General features: G+C 33.1%; 21 protein-coding genes. 19 read left to right on the forward strand and 2 right to left on the reverse strand.

The features are described 5' to 3' along the window. Window positions 1-2: 2 nt before the first annotated feature. The 15 genes from eco to FDY99_RS18825 all read left to right on the forward strand — a co-directional run bounded on the left by eco (window position 3) and on the right by FDY99_RS18825 (window position 10,732). On the forward strand, window positions 3-494 hold the full coding sequence (gene eco / locus FDY99_RS18755) for a serine protease inhibitor ecotin (RefSeq protein ID WP_139423253.1): 492 nt from the start codon (window positions 3-5) through the stop codon (window positions 492-494). 160 nt (window positions 495-654) lie between these two features. Next, complete coding sequence (locus FDY99_RS18760) at window positions 655-1,110, forward strand: DUF1569 domain-containing protein (protein WP_074229330.1); 456 nt, start codon at window positions 655-657, stop codon at window positions 1,108-1,110. A gap of 11 nt (window positions 1,111-1,121) precedes the next feature. Continuing rightward, the gene (locus tag FDY99_RS18765) at window positions 1,122-1,643 is read left to right on the forward strand and encodes a hypothetical protein (RefSeq protein ID WP_139423254.1); all 522 of its coding nucleotides are present in this window, start codon (window positions 1,122-1,124) and stop codon (window positions 1,641-1,643) included. A gap of 6 nt (window positions 1,644-1,649) precedes the next feature. Continuing rightward, window positions 1,650-2,120: a hypothetical protein gene (locus tag FDY99_RS18770; RefSeq protein ID WP_139423255.1), complete on the forward strand. Its 471-nt coding sequence runs from the start codon at window positions 1,650-1,652 to the stop codon at window positions 2,118-2,120. Window positions 2,121-2,122: 2 nt separating this feature from the next. Continuing rightward, window positions 2,123-2,521: a hypothetical protein gene (locus FDY99_RS18775; RefSeq protein WP_139423256.1), complete on the forward strand. Its 399-nt coding sequence runs from the start codon at window positions 2,123-2,125 to the stop codon at window positions 2,519-2,521. 13 nt (window positions 2,522-2,534) lie between these two features. Beyond that, a complete protein-coding gene (locus FDY99_RS18780) occupies window positions 2,535-2,906 on the forward strand; it encodes a VOC family protein (RefSeq protein ID WP_139423257.1) in 372 nt (123 codons plus the stop codon). Between the two features lie 95 nt (window positions 2,907-3,001). Beyond that, the gene (locus tag FDY99_RS18785) at window positions 3,002-3,451 is read left to right on the forward strand and encodes a VOC family protein (RefSeq protein ID WP_139423258.1); all 450 of its coding nucleotides are present in this window, start codon (window positions 3,002-3,004) and stop codon (window positions 3,449-3,451) included. Between the two features lie 208 nt (window positions 3,452-3,659). Next, window positions 3,660-4,052 (forward strand): DUF1398 domain-containing protein, encoded by a 393-nt coding sequence (locus tag FDY99_RS18790; protein ID WP_139423259.1) that lies wholly within the window; start codon window positions 3,660-3,662, stop codon window positions 4,050-4,052. Window positions 4,053-4,396: 344 nt separating this feature from the next. Next, on the forward strand, window positions 4,397-5,071 hold the full coding sequence (locus FDY99_RS18795) for a DUF2490 domain-containing protein (RefSeq protein ID WP_139423260.1): 675 nt from the start codon (window positions 4,397-4,399) through the stop codon (window positions 5,069-5,071). A gap of 289 nt (window positions 5,072-5,360) precedes the next feature. Next, complete coding sequence (locus tag FDY99_RS18800) at window positions 5,361-6,971, forward strand: Na+/H+ antiporter (protein ID WP_139423261.1); 1,611 nt, start codon at window positions 5,361-5,363, stop codon at window positions 6,969-6,971. Between the two features lie 286 nt (window positions 6,972-7,257). Further along, the gene (locus tag FDY99_RS18805; protein ID WP_317129840.1) at window positions 7,258-7,638 is read left to right on the forward strand and encodes a VOC family protein; all 381 of its coding nucleotides are present in this window, start codon (window positions 7,258-7,260) and stop codon (window positions 7,636-7,638) included. A 35-nt stretch (window positions 7,639-7,673) separates the two neighbouring features. Next, window positions 7,674-8,714 carry a glutaminyl-peptide cyclotransferase gene (locus FDY99_RS18810; RefSeq protein WP_139423263.1) on the forward strand — a complete coding sequence of 347 codons (1,041 nt, stop codon included), beginning with the start codon at window positions 7,674-7,676 and terminating at the stop codon, window positions 8,712-8,714. Window positions 8,715-8,805: 91 nt separating this feature from the next. Further along, entirely contained in the window at window positions 8,806-9,711 is a 906-nt protein-coding gene (locus tag FDY99_RS18815; protein WP_228448853.1) for a hypothetical protein, read from the forward strand. A 32-nt stretch (window positions 9,712-9,743) separates the two neighbouring features. Further along, window positions 9,744-10,358, forward strand: coding sequence for a deoxynucleoside kinase (locus tag FDY99_RS18820; RefSeq protein ID WP_074229319.1), 615 nt, complete (start codon window positions 9,744-9,746; stop codon window positions 10,356-10,358). 26 nt (window positions 10,359-10,384) lie between these two features. Then, window positions 10,385-10,732 (forward strand): ArsC/Spx/MgsR family protein, encoded by a 348-nt coding sequence (locus FDY99_RS18825; protein ID WP_228448855.1) that lies wholly within the window; start codon window positions 10,385-10,387, stop codon window positions 10,730-10,732. A gap of 73 nt (window positions 10,733-10,805) precedes the next feature. Here FDY99_RS18825 and FDY99_RS18830 read toward each other — a convergent pair whose 3' ends face one another. Together FDY99_RS18830 and FDY99_RS18835 are read right to left on the reverse strand one after the other, a co-directional pair. Further along, on the reverse strand, window positions 10,806-11,111 hold the full coding sequence (locus FDY99_RS18830) for a DUF493 family protein (protein WP_074229317.1): 306 nt from the start codon (window positions 11,109-11,111) through the stop codon (window positions 10,806-10,808). A 39-nt stretch (window positions 11,112-11,150) separates the two neighbouring features. Beyond that, window positions 11,151-11,828 carry a DUF4197 family protein gene (locus FDY99_RS18835; RefSeq protein ID WP_102980780.1) on the reverse strand — a complete coding sequence of 226 codons (678 nt, stop codon included), beginning with the start codon at window positions 11,826-11,828 and terminating at the stop codon, window positions 11,151-11,153. A 427-nt stretch (window positions 11,829-12,255) separates the two neighbouring features. Between FDY99_RS18835 and FDY99_RS18840 the strand changes: the two genes are divergently transcribed. The 4 genes from FDY99_RS18840 (at window position 12,256) to FDY99_RS18855 (ending at window position 18,885) form a co-directional block, all read left to right on the forward strand. Beyond that, a complete protein-coding gene (locus FDY99_RS18840; protein ID WP_139423265.1) occupies window positions 12,256-15,069 on the forward strand; it encodes a SusC/RagA family TonB-linked outer membrane protein in 2,814 nt (937 codons plus the stop codon). An 11-nt stretch (window positions 15,070-15,080) separates the two neighbouring features. Continuing rightward, window positions 15,081-16,514 carry a RagB/SusD family nutrient uptake outer membrane protein gene (locus tag FDY99_RS18845; RefSeq protein ID WP_139423266.1) on the forward strand — a complete coding sequence of 478 codons (1,434 nt, stop codon included), beginning with the start codon at window positions 15,081-15,083 and terminating at the stop codon, window positions 16,512-16,514. A gap of 74 nt (window positions 16,515-16,588) precedes the next feature. Continuing rightward, window positions 16,589-17,977 carry a glucoamylase family protein gene (locus tag FDY99_RS18850; RefSeq protein ID WP_139423267.1) on the forward strand — a complete coding sequence of 463 codons (1,389 nt, stop codon included), beginning with the start codon at window positions 16,589-16,591 and terminating at the stop codon, window positions 17,975-17,977. A 200-nt stretch (window positions 17,978-18,177) separates the two neighbouring features. Continuing rightward, window positions 18,178-18,885: a carboxylesterase family protein gene (locus tag FDY99_RS18855; RefSeq protein WP_139423268.1), complete on the forward strand. Its 708-nt coding sequence runs from the start codon at window positions 18,178-18,180 to the stop codon at window positions 18,883-18,885. Window positions 18,886-18,911: the final 26 nt, after the last annotated feature.

Here is an 18,911-nt window from a genome sequence, read left to right on the forward strand (position 1 = left end):
TTATGAAATTTTTAAAAGCAGTATCCGTAGTATTGATGATGTTTGTGGTGGGTAATGTTTCTGCTCAGAAGAAAAAAACAGAGAAATTTGAAAAACTTGAGATAGAAATGTTTCCAAAAGCTAAAGAAGGTTTTAAGCAGGTTTATATTCAATTGCCTGTTGCAAAAAACGAAAATGATTTGAAAGTTGAATTTTTTGTAGGCGTTGAAAAATTATTGGACTGTAACAAACATTTTTTAATGGGAAAAGTTACTTCGCAAGATTTACAAGGTTGGGGTTACAATTACTATGAAGTAGAATCTAACGGAGAAACAGGCGGAACTTTAATGGCTTGTCCGGATCAGAAAAAGACTAAGAAATTTGTTTATTTACAACCTGAAATTGTAAGATACAACAGCAAATTACCATTGGTTTTTTATGTGCCTAAAGACTTAGAAGTTCGCTATAGAGTTTTACGTCCAGACGCAACAATGAAAAAAGCAACTCAGAAATAAATTAACTTAGAATAATTAGCCAAGCTCCATACAAATTTGTATGGAGCTTTTTAATTTCTGGGATTTTATTTTTAATAATAATTCACCATTCAAAATCAAAAAAAAATATTTCAATGAAACAAAAAAACTGATATATTTGTTTCTAAAGATTTAGACAAAAATGGAAAACGTATTTGACGCAAAAGATGCTCAGAATTATATCAATAGAATAAATAATCTTGTAGAAGAAACTCACGGTTTGTGGGGAAGAATGACGGTAGACCAAATGTTGGCGCACTGCTGTGTTTCTTATGAAATGGTTTACGAACCGGAAAAGCACAAAAAACCGGGCGCAATTGCTAAGTTTATTTTGAAAACTTTCGTAAAACCAAAAGTGACAAGCGAAAAAGCATATCCACACGATTCTCCTACTGCACCACAATTTATAATTAAAGAAAGAAAAGATTTTGAAGAAGAAAAAAAGAGACTGATTGGTTTTATTCAAAAGACACAACAATTAGGAGCTTCAGCTTTTGACGGTAAAGAATCTTCTTCTTTTGGAAAATTAAAATCTCAGGAATGGAATAATATGTTTGCGAAACATCTTAATCATCACTTGAGTCAGTTTGGTGTATAGAAATTGACGGGATGAAAATATTCTTATTCTTATTTTTTTCGTGTTTAAATTTTTATGCGCAGTCGAACAATTTTCCTTTAAAAGAACAGGATTTCACCAAAATTATATTTAATGAAAAGCTGGGTTTTGATGGTAATATTGACGGTGAAAAAGTAGATGTCAGATTTGAAACTGTTACCAAAGATCCGAAAAATCCAGAAAATTACGCGGTGAAAGGAATCTTTACAACCAACGGGAAAACATTGACCTGCAAAGGAAAACTGACATTTAATTCTGTCTATAACATGAAAGATCATCCGGAGCAAATGATCGTTTTCGGTGATTTTTATTTAAGCGGAACTCAGCCTGATCATAATGACGGAATTTTTAAAGGAAAATTCAGAATTGAGACAATGAAAGACCAAAGTCAGCGCGGAAATTATTCTATTACGACTTTTAAAGGAGTTTGGGAAAATTTCGAAACTGGAAAAGAATCTGATTTTTGGTTTGGGAATTTTACACATACAGATCTATCCAAAGTTATTTTTAAATAATTAATCATGAAATTATCATTACTATTTTTTGTTTTTCTATTCAAGTTTGCGTTCTCACAAATGCCAAATATTTCCAATGTTTGGCTAAATAATTCAAAGCCTTATGTAGGAACTATTGGAAATGATAAAGAAACCATTAAACTTAAAATAAATATTTCTGAGCAGGATAAGAAAAACGATCAGGAATATTTTGTTTCAGGATATACAGTTGTAGAAAATAACTATTCAAAATTTGAGGGGAAATTTAAAATTACCAAATACAAAGATTCTAAAAGCAAAGGTGTTGTTTATGGTGATTATGAGTTGGTAGAAGAAGTAAAAGGCAAACATTCCGGAATTTTTACGGGTAAATTTATTTATACTTTTAAATGGAATAAAACCTCAGAAAAAATTCAAAGTCAATATATCGAACTGATTGGTGACTGGAAAAGCTATGACAAAACTTTAGATTTCAAAACACGCTTAAAAAATCAATAACTATGTTAAAAAAAATATTGGCAGTTGTTGCCGGAATTATTGTTGGTTCTATCTGTGTTTGGGCGGTTGAAACGCTTAATCATATGTTGTATCCTTATCCTGAAGGAATGAAACCCGGAGACATAGAAGGTTTTAAAAATTATATTGAAACTTTGCCTTTTTTAGGGAAATTTATGGTGATTATTGGCTATGCTTTGGGAGCTTTGGTTTCGGGGTTTATTGCCACAAAGATCTCAAAAGATGGAAAACCTACTGCAGCATTGATTTGCGGGATCATTTTTCTTGTTTTCACCATTTACAATATGACAGTTTTACCAACACCTATTTGGTTTTGGGTTCTTGGAATTTTAGTTTGGACATTAGTTTTAGCAGGATACAGATTAGCTTTAAATAAAAAATAATAAAAACTTACATATGAAATTAGGCGTATTTTCGCTAAGCTTGAGCGTGAAAGATCTTGCTAAATCTAAAGAGTTTTACGAAAAACTTGGCTTCTCTGCGATGGGAGGAGGTATGGAAAATAATTATCTCATCATGAAAAACGGAAGTACGTTAATTGGTCTTTTTCAGGCGATGTTCGACGGAAATATGTTGACTTTCAATCCGGGATGGGATGAGAATGCTCAGAACCTTGAGGAATTCGATGATGTAAGAGAAATTCAGAGAAAATTGAAAGAAAGCGGAGTAGAATTAGATAAAACCGCAGATGAAACCACCTCCGGTCCGGAACATATTTTCCTTAAAGATCCCGACGGAAATATGATTCTTATCGATCAGCATCGTTAATTCGTGGTTCGCGCTCCGCGCTCCGCGTCTGGAATCACACATCTCGAATCTCAAATTTCAAATTTCAAATCTCAAATCTCAAATTAAAATATATTATGGCAACAGTAAATGTTTATCTTACCTTCAATGGAAACTGCAAAGAAGCTTTCGATTTTTATAAATCGGTTTTCGGCGGAGAATATCCTTACATCGGAACTTTTGGAGAAATGCCTCCACAAGAAGGAAAAGAAATGTCTCAGGAAGATAAAGACAAAATTATGCACGTTTCTCTTCCGATTTCAAAAGAAACCATTTTGATGGGAAGTGATACAGGTGGAGAATGGGCGTCAAGCTTAAAAGTTGGAAATAATTTTTCAGTTTCCATTAATGCAGATTCTAAAGAAGAAGCCGACAAACTTTTCAACGGACTTTCTGCAGGTGGTAATGTTACAATGCCTCTTGCTGATACTTTTTGGGGAGCATATTTCGGAATGTTCACGGATAAATTTGAAATCAACTGGATGGTAAATTATGATGATCCTGCGAAAATGCAACAACATCCTTAAAATTTATACTCCAAATTTGAAACAAAACAAAATAATAACCGGCAATCATCTGTCGGTTATTGTTTTACTATTAAGAAACTAGTTTTTCTTTGCTGAGAAGCCAAACGCCATCGCGAACGAAAAATATTTTCAAACATTTTAAATAAAAACTTTGCGCTCTTTGCGTTAAAAACATAATTTTAAAATATAACTTAAAAAAAATAACAAAATGAAATTTACAATTGATGAAATTAATTCAGAACACCAAAAAGTAAAAAGTGGTGCTGATTTTCCAAATTATATTCAACAAATAAAACAACTGGGAGTATCTCATTACACAACATTTGTTGCTGATGGAAATACAAAATATTTTGATGTTGAAAATAATTTTGCCGAAGCAGGAAAAAAATATGATGCTTTAGAAATCGCAGAAAATGCAGATCTTGAAAATTTTAAAACCAGATTAAAGCTTCACCAGCAAGGCGGAACAGATTATCCTACATTTTGTAAAGACTGTGCCGAAAATGGTGTAGAAGGCTGGAAGATGGATCTCAATAAAATGACCTGTACTTATTTTGATAAAAATCAGAATGATATTTTAGAAGAAAAAGTTCCGTCTTAAAATAATGAAGTAAATATTTTAAAAACTTCGAAATATAATTTCCTTGCTATTATAGATTTTTAATATTAATTTTGTTGGATATGATAGATGAATGAAATAATTTGTTTCTCATTTTGAATATCATTTTGACTTAGAAAATCGAAGCGTTAAGAAAATCAAGGATGTAAAACGCTAAGAAAATTCTATTGTTTGAGTGCGCGATAAAATAAGAAATAAAACAACAATCGTAAATACGCACGAGTTTAGAATTTTTAGTGAATAGCCTTTATTTTTAGCGAAGAATTTCAAGTCTTGAATTTTTGTTTCTTTTGTTTGAAGACAAAAGAAAAAGTAATAATAAAATTATGAGGTTTTTAAAAAAGTTAGCGGTTTCTGTTTTGTGTTTTGGAAGCGTTCTGTCATTTGCTCAAGAAAGTGATTTGGGAGCTTGGTATATGTATTTTGGGAATAATAAGATTAGCAAAAAGCTGAATTTCCATAATGAGATTCAATACCGTAATTTTGATGGAATTGGTGATTTGGAACAATTATTAATTCGTACCGGAATTGGCTATGATTTGACAGAAAATAACAATAATGTTTTGTTGGGTTATGGTTTTATTTTGAGCCAGCCTTATGTAAAAGGTGAAAAATCAGAGAATATTGAGCACCGTATTTTCCAGCAATTTATTACAAAACAGAAGTTCGGAAGATTTAATCTGCAGCACCGTTACCGTTTGGAAGAACGTTTTTTACAGGATGATTTCAGAATGAGGTTCCGTTATTTATTAGGATTGAATATTCCGATCAACAACAAAGAAATGTTACCCAAAACTCTTTATGTTTCAGCGTATAATGAAATTTTTCTTAATTTAGATAGTCCTGTTTTCGACAGAAACCGAGTTTATGGAGCTTTAGGATTTATCATTAATAAAAATATGAGAATTGAAGCGGGATATATGAATCAGCTTCAGGAAAATAAAAACCGCGGACAAATACAAATCGGTTTTTATAATAACATACCTTTTACTAAAAATTAATTATTTTTAAACCACAAAAGAAACAAAAGATTTTATGAGCCTTAAGTTGTTCAAAAGTTTTCAAAATTGTAAATGAATTAAAACATTACCTTTCGCAACCTTTGACATCCTCTTTCTTCGATCATTTCTTTTGTAGCTTTTGTGGTTAAAACTTATGTCTCAAAAAACTAAAGTAAAAAAGACTTTGATTCGGTCTTTAAAAACAGGATCTGTAAAGAGTTTTCACAACTAGAAAACTAAAATACTTAAAAACTAAATTTTTCTTATAACAACTAAATAATCACAGACCATGATTCACGATTATGTAATTATTTCCATCGCTGTACTTTTATCGGTGATGATTTTGGTGATGGTAGGGCAGAAGCTCAAAGTAGCTTATCCGATTTTTCTTGTGATTGCAGGTTTACTCGTAAGCTTCATTCCGGGAATGCCGCAAATAGAAATTGAGCCCGATTTGGTATTTCTCATATTTCTTCCGCCCATTTTATTTGAAGCAGCCTGGTTTACTTCGTGGCAGGATTTTCATAAATGGCGAAAACAAATTTTTTCGATGGCATTCGGATTGGTTTTCTTAACATCGATTGTTGTTGCCTATCTTTCTTCATCAATTATTCCGGGATTGACCGTTGCAATGGGATTTCTTTTGGGTGGTGTAAATTCTCCTCCAGATGCGGTTGCTGCAACTTCTGTTTTAAAAAACATGAAGATTCCTAAAAAAATTACCACCATTTTAGAAGGTGAAAGTCTGATTAATGATGCATCGAGTTTAATTGTATTTAAATTTGCTTTGGCAGCGGTAATTTCAGGACAATTTATTTTCCGTGAAGCAGTTACGGATTTCTTTACAATGGCGATTGGCGGTGTTGCAGTAGGAATCGGAGCAGGTTTGGTTTTTGGAAAATTTTTAAGATTAATTCCTTCCAATTCTAATATTGATACCGTAATTACTCTGATTGTTCCTTACGTAATGTACGTTGCAGCAGAACATTTTCATTTTTCTGGAGTTTTGGCGGTTGTTGCAGGAGGATTGTTGATGTCTTATAATTCGCATTGTTATTTAAGCCATACTTCGAGAATTCAGACCGGAAATGTTTGGAGCGTCGTTATTTTCTTAATGAATACCATTATTTTTATTTTAATTGGGCTTGAATTACCGATTGTAGTTGGCGCAATGAAAGACTATACAATTTCAGAAGGTATTTTTTACAGTATTGTGATTGGAGGTGCTATCATTTTCACTCGTTTGGCTTACAGTTATGCAATTGTTTATGTTCCAAGATTGTTGTCTAAAAAAGTTCGGCAGGAAAATCCAAAACCCGACTGGAAAGAACCTTTTATCATCAGTTTTGCAGCGATGAGAGGAGTAGTTTCTTTGGCTGCCGCACTTTCAATTCCTGTTTATATCAGTCCGGGAGAAGCCTTTCCGCACAGAAATATTATTCTGTTTGTAACTTTTGTGATTATACTGATTACTTTGGTGGGGCAAGGATTGTTGCTTGCACCAATTTTAAAATTCCTAAAAATTGAAGATGCAGGAAGTGAACTTCCGGAAGAAAAGCAGGAGGCTATTTTAATGAAAAAATTAAAAGAAACCGCGCTTCAAAAACTGACTTCAGATTTTTCAGAATTATCAGAAAGTAACAGTCTCGTAAAACATCAGATTTATAAACTGGAAAACGAAATGAAATTAATTGCCGATAAAACTCAATGTATGGGTTCTGCAGTAGATTATGCAACCGCAATGAATGAAAATAAAGATGTTTTACGACAAGTCATTCAGGCGCAGAGAAACGAACTCCACCGTATGAAACGTGAAAAGATTTTTGACGATCATGTGATGAGAACTATCGAAATGCAACTCGATTTTGATGAAGCTAAGATTACAGGTTTTGCACATTAAATTTAGAGTTTATTGATTTCGAAAATAGTTGAAATTATTTACGTTTAAAATATTTTGCTTTAATTTATAAGCCACGAATGCACGAATTTTTTTCATATTTGCTAAGTACATTTGTGCATTCGTGGCAAAAAAATAAATTAATAAATTAGTCGTAATGGTTTAAATTAAATATTGACTCATGCAAATTTTACTGATAAAAGATTATTTCTAAATTTTTAATCTGTAAAATCAGCAAGAATTATATGTATAGAGTTTAGATTATTAAAACTTAAAATATTTTATGAATATGAAATTCAAATCTCTACAACCAATTTTATGGACTGAAAATTTAGATGAAACCATCGGTTTTTATCTTCATATTTTAGGATTTACTTTAAATGAGAGAAATGACGATTGGCAATGGGCTTCTTTACAAAAAGATGGTATTCAGATGATGATTTCAAAGCCTAATCAACATGAGAAATTAAACAGCATCGGTTTTTCCGGCTCGTTTTATTTTAATGTGGAAAATGTAGATGTGGTATGGGAAAATTTAAAAACAAAAGCCAATATTTGCTACGAAATTGAAACCTTCGAATGGGGAATGAGAGAGTTTGCCATCTATGATAACAACGGATATATTCTGCAATTTGCTCAACCTGCGTCAGAAATTAGCAGAGAGGAATAAAATTTGCTATTTTTGATGAAATTTTAGAAATAAAAATGAAAAACAGAATAATTGTAGGTTGTGCAGGACTACTTTTGGCAGCATCTTTTATGGTAGTGTCTTGTAAAAACGACGAAAAAATATTGACTTCTCTGGCTGATTATAATGCATCAATGGAAACTACAGGTTATCATTTTGGCGACAAGTTAGATCTTCCCAAAGATGTTTTAGAAACTGCAGAAAGCATCACTATCAGTTTTGGAGAAAAAGAATCTACAAGCCTTGTTGTAGACCCAAAATATTTTATGTTAGGTGATAATGCGGTAACTTTTAATATTAAAACGAAAGGCGGCGAAACTTTATATCAGGATGCTACAATTAATGTTTACAGCAAAAGCCCTGAACAAAATTTAAACTATGAAGTGGTTGCAGAATATCCGCACGATCCTAAAAACTTTACACAAGGGTTTCAGCTTGATGGAAATACAGTTTATGAAAGCGAAGGACAATACGGTTCATCAAGATTAATTACCTACAAACTTGGAGAAAATACTCCGATTAAAGAAACAAAACAACCTGATGATGTTTTTTCTGAAGGAAGTACAATTGCAGGAGATAAAGTGTATCAGCTGACTTGGGAAAACAAAAAAGGATTTGTTTACGACAAAAGTACTTTAAGCATGGTTTCTGAATTTGCTTATCCCGATATGATGGTGAAAGGTTGGGGTTTAACGTATGACGGCAAAAATCTTATCGCTTCAGACGGAACCAAAAATCTATATTTTTTAGATAAAAATGATCCTTCGAAAATGGTTAAATACATTTCTGTAGCAGGAAATACTTCAGTATACGACCAATTAAACGAGCTGGAATATTACAAAGGATTTATCTATGCAAACGTTTGGCACAAACCTATTATTTTAAAAATTAATCCTGCAAACGGCGAAGTGGTAGGGAAATTTGATTTTACAAAAATTGCTGATCCTTTTACTAAAGCAGACAGCGAAAATGTATTGAACGGAATCGCTTTCAAAGGTGATAACATGCTTGTGACAGGAAAAAAATGGTCTAAAATTTATGAAGTTGCTATCAAATAGTTAAAATTGAAAGCAAGTTCAGATTGAATAAAATAAAGTATGTAAATTGGTAGCGTTCCTTTTGGAGCGCTATCTTTGTAAAAAAGTTTTTTTGAAATTAATATCTCTCTTTCTGGTTTTGGTTTTCTGTTCGGTTTCTGCGCAGAAAGTACTTCCTTTTGATACCTTAAAGCTTAAGGAAACGAAAGATATGTTTTCAGACGATTACGGAAATCTCTATCTGTACCGAAACAAAGATTTCAGTTTTACCAAATATGATTCTCTGGGAAAACAATTAGGCAAACTGATGTTTACTGTTCCGTTTAAAGTTCAGGAAATACAAAATCCTTTAACGGTGGCACTTTTTTCTGAAAATGCACAGGAAATGAAATTTGTAGATCAAAATCTTAATGAAATTCAGAAGATTGATTTTAAACAAAAATTCAGCTTTATAAAACATGCTTATGCAGAAGATCTGCAACAGATTTGGTTGCTGGATGAAAGTACAAAACGTCTTCTTCAGTATAATTTCAGAAACGAAACAACCATCAATTCCTTTCCTTTTGATGCCAGTTTCGATGAGGTGATTGATCTTTTGGTTTTTGAAACGAAGGTTTATATTTTATCTAAAAATCAGTTCAGAGTGTATAATTTAAAGTTCGAAAAACTCTTTGAAGCTCCTGTAGAAAATGCAAAACGCTTCCGCAGAGAAAACGAAGTGATTTTAATTATTGCTAAAAATACCATATTCAAATATAATCCTGAGAAAGGTTTAACCAAAATTTTTGACGATCCCGACGCACAAATTGTGGATAAAAATTCGCTGTCATATTTTGAAATAAAAGGCAACAAACTCTATCTTTACACCCTTGAAGATATCGCTGATATTAAAAAACTTAAAGAAGCGGAAAACCAGAAAAAAGAACTTGAAAAATCCATCGAAAAATTGGAAAAAGAAAAGTCTGAAAAATCAGATATTCTTAAAATAATGGATGAAATTCAGGATTTAGGCTTTTAGATTTTAACATTTCAAAATAAAGAGACAGAAATATGCATATTGCAGTTACAGGAAACATTGGTGCAGGAAAAACTACTTTAACGACGATGCTTGCCAAACATTACGGTTGGGATGCCCAGTTTGAAGACGTAGATCACAATCCTTATCTGGAAGATTTTTACGCAGACATGAGTAAGTGGAGTTTTGCTTTGCAGATTTATTTTCTGGGCAGCAGATTCCGTCAGGTAAAAGAGATCAGAGAAAGCGGGAAAAACATTATTCAGGATCGTACGATCTATGAAGATGCGCATATTTTTGCAGAAAACCTGAATGATATGAAGCTCTTGTCGGATAGAGATTTCAAAAACTATGCATCGCTTTTTGATTTGATGAAAACTTTTGTTTCGGCACCCGATTTGCTTATTTATCTTAAATCTGACGTGCCCAATCTGGTAAAAAAAATCTATAAAAGAGGAAGGGAATATGAAGCTTCAATCAGTATTGAATATCTTTCTAAGCTGAATCAGAAGTACGAAAAATGGATTTCAAATTATACAGAAGGTAAACTATTGATTATCGATGTTGATAATCTTGATTTTGTAGAAAAACCGGAAGATTTCGGCTTTATTTTAGAAAAAATAGATGCTGAACTGAATGGTTTGTTTTAAAATAATCTAGCTTAAATTTTATTATGATGATTAAGGTCTTACACAACGGAAGCTGTTCAAAATCTAATGCTGTTTTAGAGTATTTAGACGAAAATGGTGTTCAGTTTGAAATCTTCAATATCGTAGAAGACCCATTAAGTGTTTTGGAACTGAAAACGGTTTTGAAAAAACTGAATCAAAGTGTTTTTCATATCATCAGAAAAGAAGAGAAATTATATCTTGAAAAATTTGCAGGAAAAGATCATTCTGAAGAAGAGTGGCTTCAGATTTTATCTGAAAATCCTTCTCTAATACAAAGACCAATCATTATAAAAGGTTCGGTTGCGATGTTGGGAAGACCTCTCGAAAATGTGAAATTCTTCATAGAAAAATAGATTTTAAATCTACATAAAATAAAAAAGGTTAGTTTATAAACTAACCTTTTTCTATTTTTGAATTTTATTCAGCTTACAACAAAATTACATTTTCTATTGTTGCAACTTCTTTATAAATACGAACTACCTGATCTGCATCCAAAACAAAAGCATTGATGTTGCATGCCGTATATTTTCCGTTCTTGCTTTCGCGGTTTCCCAGTGTAAACTTTATACCGTCGAAAACTTTATAAATTTCTGTAAGCTTCGCATCATCTGTCGGAATAATAAATTTAAACAGATAATCTTCCGGAAAATCATGATTGTTTTCTAGTTTTTCCTTTAATGATTTATAAAATTCGTCAGGATTTTTGTTTTCATTTCCTTGTAATATTTCCATCTTCTTCCTTAATTATATATAAATTTAATGAAAATTGAGCTATTTTCCAAATGGCGCAAGCAACGACGCCGAGTTTTGCTTCTCATGATCTTCGATGATATTAAAAAGACCGTTTACAATTTGCTCTGAAGCCAACATGCTCAATCCACCTGCGTTGACATTGGTTTTATTTCCACCTAAAAGACTTCCCAAAAGATTGCTTCCCGATAATGCAGTGTTGATGGTTTTTACGATGCCATATTTATTAAGTTCCTGCTCAACTCTTGGTGCAATTGCTGCAACAAGTTGTGTCTGAGTTTTTTCTTTCAAGATTAAAGTGGCAGTTCCTTTTTCACCCTGAATAATTCTGGTTACATCTTGTGCATTAAGACTATTTACTGCTGTTTCTAAGATTGGTTTTGAAATACCTACTGTGTAAACTGCCGCTTCAGCAATGTATTCTCTCTCTTTCGCAACGATTGAAGGAGCTATTTTTTCTAAAGTAGTATTGATGTCTCTCAACTCTTTAGGTAGCGCTTTGTCTACTAAATTGTTTTGTAAGAAAGCTTCCTTGTTGCCGTAAATATTTGCTCCTTTGTTGATTCCGCCTAATAAAACTCTTTTAATGACTGCTAATCCCAAATCTGAAGTAGCAAGGGTAGAGCAAGAATTTAAACTTGTGGTAATCACTGCACCTGTTCCGAAGATTAATGCAGCAGTTATAATATATTTTTTCATTGTCAATTTTTTTATCATTTTCAAATAACGCACCAAAGGTAAAGACAATTGTGTGTTTAACAAAAATTTATTTGTTTCAGGAAAAAATAGTCTTTATGCAGAGAATTATGAGGTTATTTAAAGCAAAAATCCTGATTGCTTAGATTTGAGACATTAAAAGCAGTTTTTGGGAGATTTTCGTCCAAAAAAAGCCTTTGTTTCAATGTGAAATATTCATTTATATCATTTTTTTTAATTGCGAAATTTATTAAAATTTAGTTTTATTTAACATATTTCACAAATTAACAACCAATTGATAAATTATTTAACTAAATTTAACATCAGTTGATATTTTTTATATTTTTGACCAAAGTCTTCTTTTGAGAAAATAGAATTTGCTAAAAAGCTATTTTACATATTTGATTTATACAAGATAAAATTAAACTATATGAAACAAACTAATTTAAAGTACACTTGTCTTATTGCCGTTCTCTATTTTGGGATGAATGTCAATGGGCAGGTTGCTCCTAAAGACACTGTTGCGAAAGAACAGAAAATAGAGGAGGTTGTACTCATAGGATATGGTACACAAAAAAAAGAAAACATCACAGGAAGTATTGGTTTGGTCACCGCTAAAGATTTAGCAGATAAACCCAACTCAAATCCACTTAGCTCTGTTCAGGGGAAACTTGCAGGGGTGAATATTACCAATACTGGTACTCCGGGAGGTTCTCCAAGAGTAGACATTAGGGGGGTGGGTTCTTTAACAGGAAATACCGTATTTATTGTAGATGGGATGATTACCACTGATATTTCTTATCTAAATCCTCAGGATATTGAATCGATGAGTGTTTTGAAAGATCCATCAAGTTTAGCTATTTTTGGAGCTCAGGCTGCGAATGGTGCTGTAATTATTAAAACTAAAACCGGAAAAGGAAAACCTATTTATAATGTCAATTCTTATATTGGATTTAAAAAGGTAACCAATATTCCTAAAATGGTTAATTCTGATCAGTATATTGAGTTATACAACGAAAAGCTGATGAATGACAATGGTTCAAGTGCAGGATCTATTTCCAGAGCAAATTTCCCGGCAGATACAGATTGGTATAATGAGATTTTCCGTACAAGCATCATCAATGCGAATGATTTTTCAGCAACAGGAAGTTTAGGAAAGCTTAATTATTATGGTAGTGTAGGTTATCTTCAAGATCAGGGTAATTTAGCAGCTGGACAAGGAATCAATTCAGGCAGTGGTTTTAATAGATTTAATACTAAGTTAAATCTTAGTTATAAAATAACAGATAACATTACGATAGGAAATAATTTCAGTTTTTCTAAAATGCGTACTGACATCTCAGCAAATCCTTTATTAACAGCTTTCATTGCACCACCAATATTCTCTCCAATTAATCCTTCTACAGGGAATTATCAGTATTTTGATGGGTATAATATTGCTAATCCGAGAGCGCAGCTTGATCTTTATCGTTCTCAAAAAAGAGAGGAAAGATTATTGAATAATGTGTTTGGAGAAGTTAAGTTTTTAAAAGATTTCACAGCCAGAATTAGTTATTCTAGTGATAGTTATAGCCCAAGTCAATACGAATTTACCCCAACACTTAATTATATTCCAAAAGATAAATGGGAACCATCAACTTTAGTTACCAGAAATTATAGAAATAGAAATTATGTTTGGGATAATACCATCAATTGGAAAAAAAGCTTCGGAAACCATAATCTTGATGTGCTTGCAGGATTCTCTAGAACGAGAACATCTGTATCACAAGATTATTGGTCTGCTAGAGGCGTAAATTATGATGGTACAAATGAATCTTTAAGTATTAATAATGGTACAGGTCTCGTTCATCATATTATTGATGTTCCGACTTTAAATGTAGATCAGGATCAGCAGAGAATTGAATCTTTCTTTGGAAGATTAAACTATGATTATAAAGGGAAATATTTAATAAATGGTTCTATTCGTAGAGATGCAAGTTCACAAGTTAGTGTTGATCGATCTAGAGTCTTTCCTGCTGTTAGTGCGGGTTGGGTACTGTCTAAAGAAGATTTTATGAGTGGGCAGAATGTTTTCAATCTTTTAAAATTGAGAGCGAGTTATGGTGAATTAGGAAATCCTAATATTGGAAGAGGATATACTGCAAACATATCACAAATACTAGGTGGTGCCTACTTTGGAAATGTAGGAGCTCCTGCTACGACTGTTGATCAATTTATCGATCCTAACATTGGTTGGGAGACTACCACTGGAAAGGATGTAGGGATAGAAATGACATTATTTAATAATAAGTTGAAAATTGATGCCGCATATTATGATAAAGATTCTAAGAATGTAGTTTATGGAGTGAATCAAGGTACAGTATCTGGTGCTGCTAACTGGAGAAATTTCGTCACCAATGCTTATTCTTTCAATAATAGAGGTTTTGAAGTTTCTGTTAATTATAATACTAAGCTTAGTGATAATGTTAGTTTTGGAGTGTATGGTAATTTTACATCACTTAAAAATGAAATCACATCTGTTTATCTTGACTCGTATTTAGAAACTGGCGCAAGTTTATTTGGAAATTCAATTATAAGATTGGAAAAGGGTCATGCAGTTGGTTCTTACTATGGTTATGATGTTGCAGGAGTATTTCAAACAGATGCAGAAGCAGCTGCATCAGGACAACCTGGCGCGAAAGCTGGATGGTTTAAATTTGCAGACCAAGATGGTAATGGGGTTATTGACACAAGAGATAAAACATTCTTAGGAAGTCCGATTCCTAAAGGAACTTATGGTTTCGGAGTTAATTTTAATATCTACGCTATTGATATTGCTGTTGATTTCCAAGGTGTATTCGGTAATAAAATATACAATTACAATCGTGAACAACGTTATGGTAACGAAACTTGGGATTTAGATATGTACAACAACAGATGGAATGGAGCAGGTACTTCTAATACCAATTCCATGATTACATCGAATCAATTAATTATTGCACCAAACAGTTTTTACGTTGAAGATGGAAGTTATATAAGAATCAGAAATATTCAGGTTGGTTATAATCTACCTAAATCTTTAGCAAATGCTTTATCTGTAACAAAACTAAGATTGTATGTAAGTGCTCAGAATCCTTGGACAAGCTTCAAGTATAATGGTTTTTCACCTGAAATTACCAATACGGATAGAGTGCAAATGGGAATTGATAATAATATTTATCCAATTTCAGCAATTTACACAATGGGTATGAACTTAACATTTTAATTAGAAAAATCATGAAAAAAATATTTTTAGCAATCTCTTTGGTGTCGTTAATGGCCAGTTGTAGTGAAGATTTTGTAGACATCAAAGATGAAGGAAGGACGGAAGTATCAGACTTCTTTACAACACAAGATGATGCAATGCGTGCAACAAGCGCTATTTATAGTTTTTTAAGAAGCTGGGAAAATACAGGTTTTCCTGCACAATTTGTTTATGGAGTAACTGGTGATGATGTAGAAAAAGGATCTAATCCAGGAGATGCTTCTTTTATAAATGCGTACGATAATTTTACATTTACTGTAAGTGATGATGGAGTAAGAGGATATTGGATTGGGCAGTGGCAAGCTGTTAACAGAGCCAATCAGGTGATTACCAATGTTCCTAAAATACAAATGGATACCACGCTTAAAAATAGATTAGTTGCTGAAGCCAGAATGCTGAGAGCTTATTTCTATTTCAATTTAGTAAGGATTTATGGTGGAGTTCCTATTTTTGACGGATTGCCAGCAGATGGAAATTATTTGAAAGCAAGAAACTCTAAAGAAGAAGTTTATAATTTTATCGTTGCAGATCTTATTGCTGCTTCTGAGGTTTTGCCTCAAACATATCCGGCTTCAGATCTTGGGAGAGTTACAAAAGGAGGTGCTTTAGGATTGCTTTCAAAAGTATATCTTTATATGAAAGATTACCAAAAAGCATATGATACTTCAAATCAGGTTATTGCAATGGGGTATTCTTTGGATCCAGATTTCAACCATTTATTCAGACCTGCTGGAGAATTTGGCACAGAGTCTGTTTTTGAAGTTAACTGTGGTTGTGATCCCTCTTTAGGTAAAGATGCAGGGAGTCAATATGCGGAAGTTCAAGGTGTAAGAGATCAATTTGGATGGGGATTCTTTACTCCAACAACAGCATTAGAAAATGCCTTTGAACCAGGAGATATCAGAAAGGAACTTACTATTTTAAGAGAAGGAGAAACAACTCTTGAGGGAGATTTAATTAAGAAAGGAGATCCTAATGCAGGAAATATGTGGAATCAAAAAGTGTATGTTCCTAAATCTCTAAATAATAGCTCTTGTGGCTACGGTTCTATTCAAAATGTTAGAATCCTAAGATTTGCAGATATTCTTTTAATTAATGCAGAAGCGGCTAATGAATTAGGAAATACTGCTGCTGCTATTTTAAATATTAATAAAGTAAGATTCAGAGCAAATCTTGGAAATACTACAGCTACTACACAAGCCGCTCTTAAAACTGCTATTTGGCAGGAAAGAAGAGTAGAACTAGCTATGGAAAACGACAGATTCCCAGATTTAGTGAGAACAGGACAAGCTGCTACAGTTTTAGGTCCTAAAGGATTTACTCCAGGAAAAAATGAACTTTTCCCAATTCCTTTGGATGCAATGAATGCAAGCAACGGGCTCTTCGTTCAAAACCCTGGTTATTAATAATAATCAAAATATATGAGAGGAGAATGAAAGTTCTCCTCTTCTTTTAGTATCTAAGTCTAAAAAATGATATAATGAAAAGGATAATACTCTCAATCGCAGCGACATCATTACTTATTGTCTCGTGCAAAAACTCTCAAGTTTCAAAACAAGAATCTACTCAAAAATCAGTTGTAAAATCTAATATTACAGATGAGCAATTGATGGATAAAGTTCAGAAAGATGCCTTGAAATATTTTTGGGATTATGCAGAACCCAATTCTATGTTGGGTAGAGAAAGATATCACGAAGACAATATTTATCCTGATAACGACAAACATGTAATTACGACAGGTGGATCAGGTTTCGGATTAGCAACTATTTTAGTGGGTGTAGAGAGAGGATTTATTTCAAGAAAAGATGCGGTGAAAAGATTGATTACAATGATGAATTTTCTTGCAAAAGCAGATCGTCATAAAGGAGCTTGGTCACACTGGATTAACGGAGAAACGGGGAAAACCGTGCCTTTCGGAAAAAAAGACAATGGTGGAGATTTAGTAGAAACTGCATTTCTTACCACAGGAATTATTCAGGTGAGAGAATATTTCAAAAACGGAAACGCCGAAGAAAAAGCTCTTGCCAAAAAATGTGATGAACTTTGGAAAGGTATTCAATGGAACTGGTACACCAAAGGTGGTGAAAAAGTGCTGTATTGGCATTGGTCACCAGAATATCAATGGGAAATGAATTTTCCTTTGGAAGGTTATAATGAATGTCTGATTACCTACATTTTGGCAGCTTCATCACCAACTTATTCCATCGACGCTGAAACCTATTACAAAGGCTGGACAAGAAACGGAACCTATCTTTCAGACAAAGAAAAATACGGACTTCCGATGTATGTAAAGCACAACGGAGCCGAAGAATATGGTGGGCCATTATTTTGGGCACAATATTCTTACATCGGTTTAGATCCTACCAATCTATCAGATAAATTAATTAAAAACTATTTCGATTTAAATAAAAATCAGGTACTTATTGATTACAAATACTGTGTCGAAAATCCAAAACAATGGAAAGGTTACGGACCCAATTATTGGGGATTAACGGCTGGTTATTCAAGAAACAAAGACGGAAGTGTTGGTTACGCTGCCCACTTCCCACAAAACGATCATGGAGTAATCACTCCAACAGCTGCTTTGAGCAGTTTCCCTTACTCACCGAAAGAATCTATGGACTTTTTGAGATTTATTTATACTCAAAAACCTGAATTCATCGGTTCTGCAGGGCCTTACGATGCAACGTCAATCAATTATGATAATTGGACGACACCACGATATTTAGCAATTGATCAGGGAACAATTTCTCCCATGATTGAAAATTACAGAACAGGATTTTTGTGGAAATTATTCATGAATGCTCCTGAAATTCAGAAAGGATTAAAAAAATTAAGCTTTAAATCAGAAAAATACAATATTAAATAGTTTTTAGGAGCTATTTCCCGCTATCCGCTTTATCTTTTTGTGTTACGACCTCCGCTTCGCTCCGGCCGCAAAACAAAAGGATGTCGCTCCTATCGGGGCTAAAAGATGCAGTAAGAATAGAATATTTATCAATAGAAATGGGCTTTAGCCCGTTTAACCAAAAATAAAATCAAACGGCTTTAGCCAAAACCTAAAGAAATATGAATTTAAAACTAAAATATTTACCCCTTTTGCTTTTGCCATTTTCTTTAAGCTTACATGCTCAGGAAATCAAAGCAGAACTGAATAAAGAAGTTAAAAGAGTAGAAAAAATCTCATATATTTTAGATTATCCTCAAAAAGCAAAAGGAAATGTTCCTTTGATTGTATTTCTTCATGGTTCAGGAGAAAGAGGTAATAATCTGGAATTGGTAAAAGCGCACAGTCCTTTTACCTACAAAAATCTGATTAAAGAACCTGTGGCAATTTTGGCTCCTCAATGTCCTGAAAATGCTTGGTGGGACACGGTAAGCGTTTATAATTTAATTAAAGAAATTCAGAGTAAATATAAAATTGATGCTTCCAGAATTTACCTTACAGGACTTTCTATGGGAGGTTGGGGAACACTGAAACTAGCAATGGAACATCCTGAAATGTTTGCTTCCGTAGTTTCTGTTTGTGCACCTACAGATCGTGTGATGTATGCGAATATTCATCAGTACAAAAATTTAAACTTGAAAATCTTTCATGGCGGAATGGATGATGTCGTGTTGCCGGAAAATGCATTTAATTTTTACCAAGCACTTCATCCGGTGAACCCATCTGCAGAATTGACAATTTTCCCGAATGATAATCACAATTCTTGGGATTCTACTTATTCAAATCCAGCGTTATACGAATGGATGTTGTCTAAGAAAAAAGAAAAATAATTGAATTAAATAATAAAAAAACTTTG

This window comes from Chryseobacterium mulctrae, assembly GCF_006175945.1.
Lineage (GTDB): Bacteria > Bacteroidota > Bacteroidia > Flavobacteriales > Weeksellaceae > Chryseobacterium > Chryseobacterium mulctrae.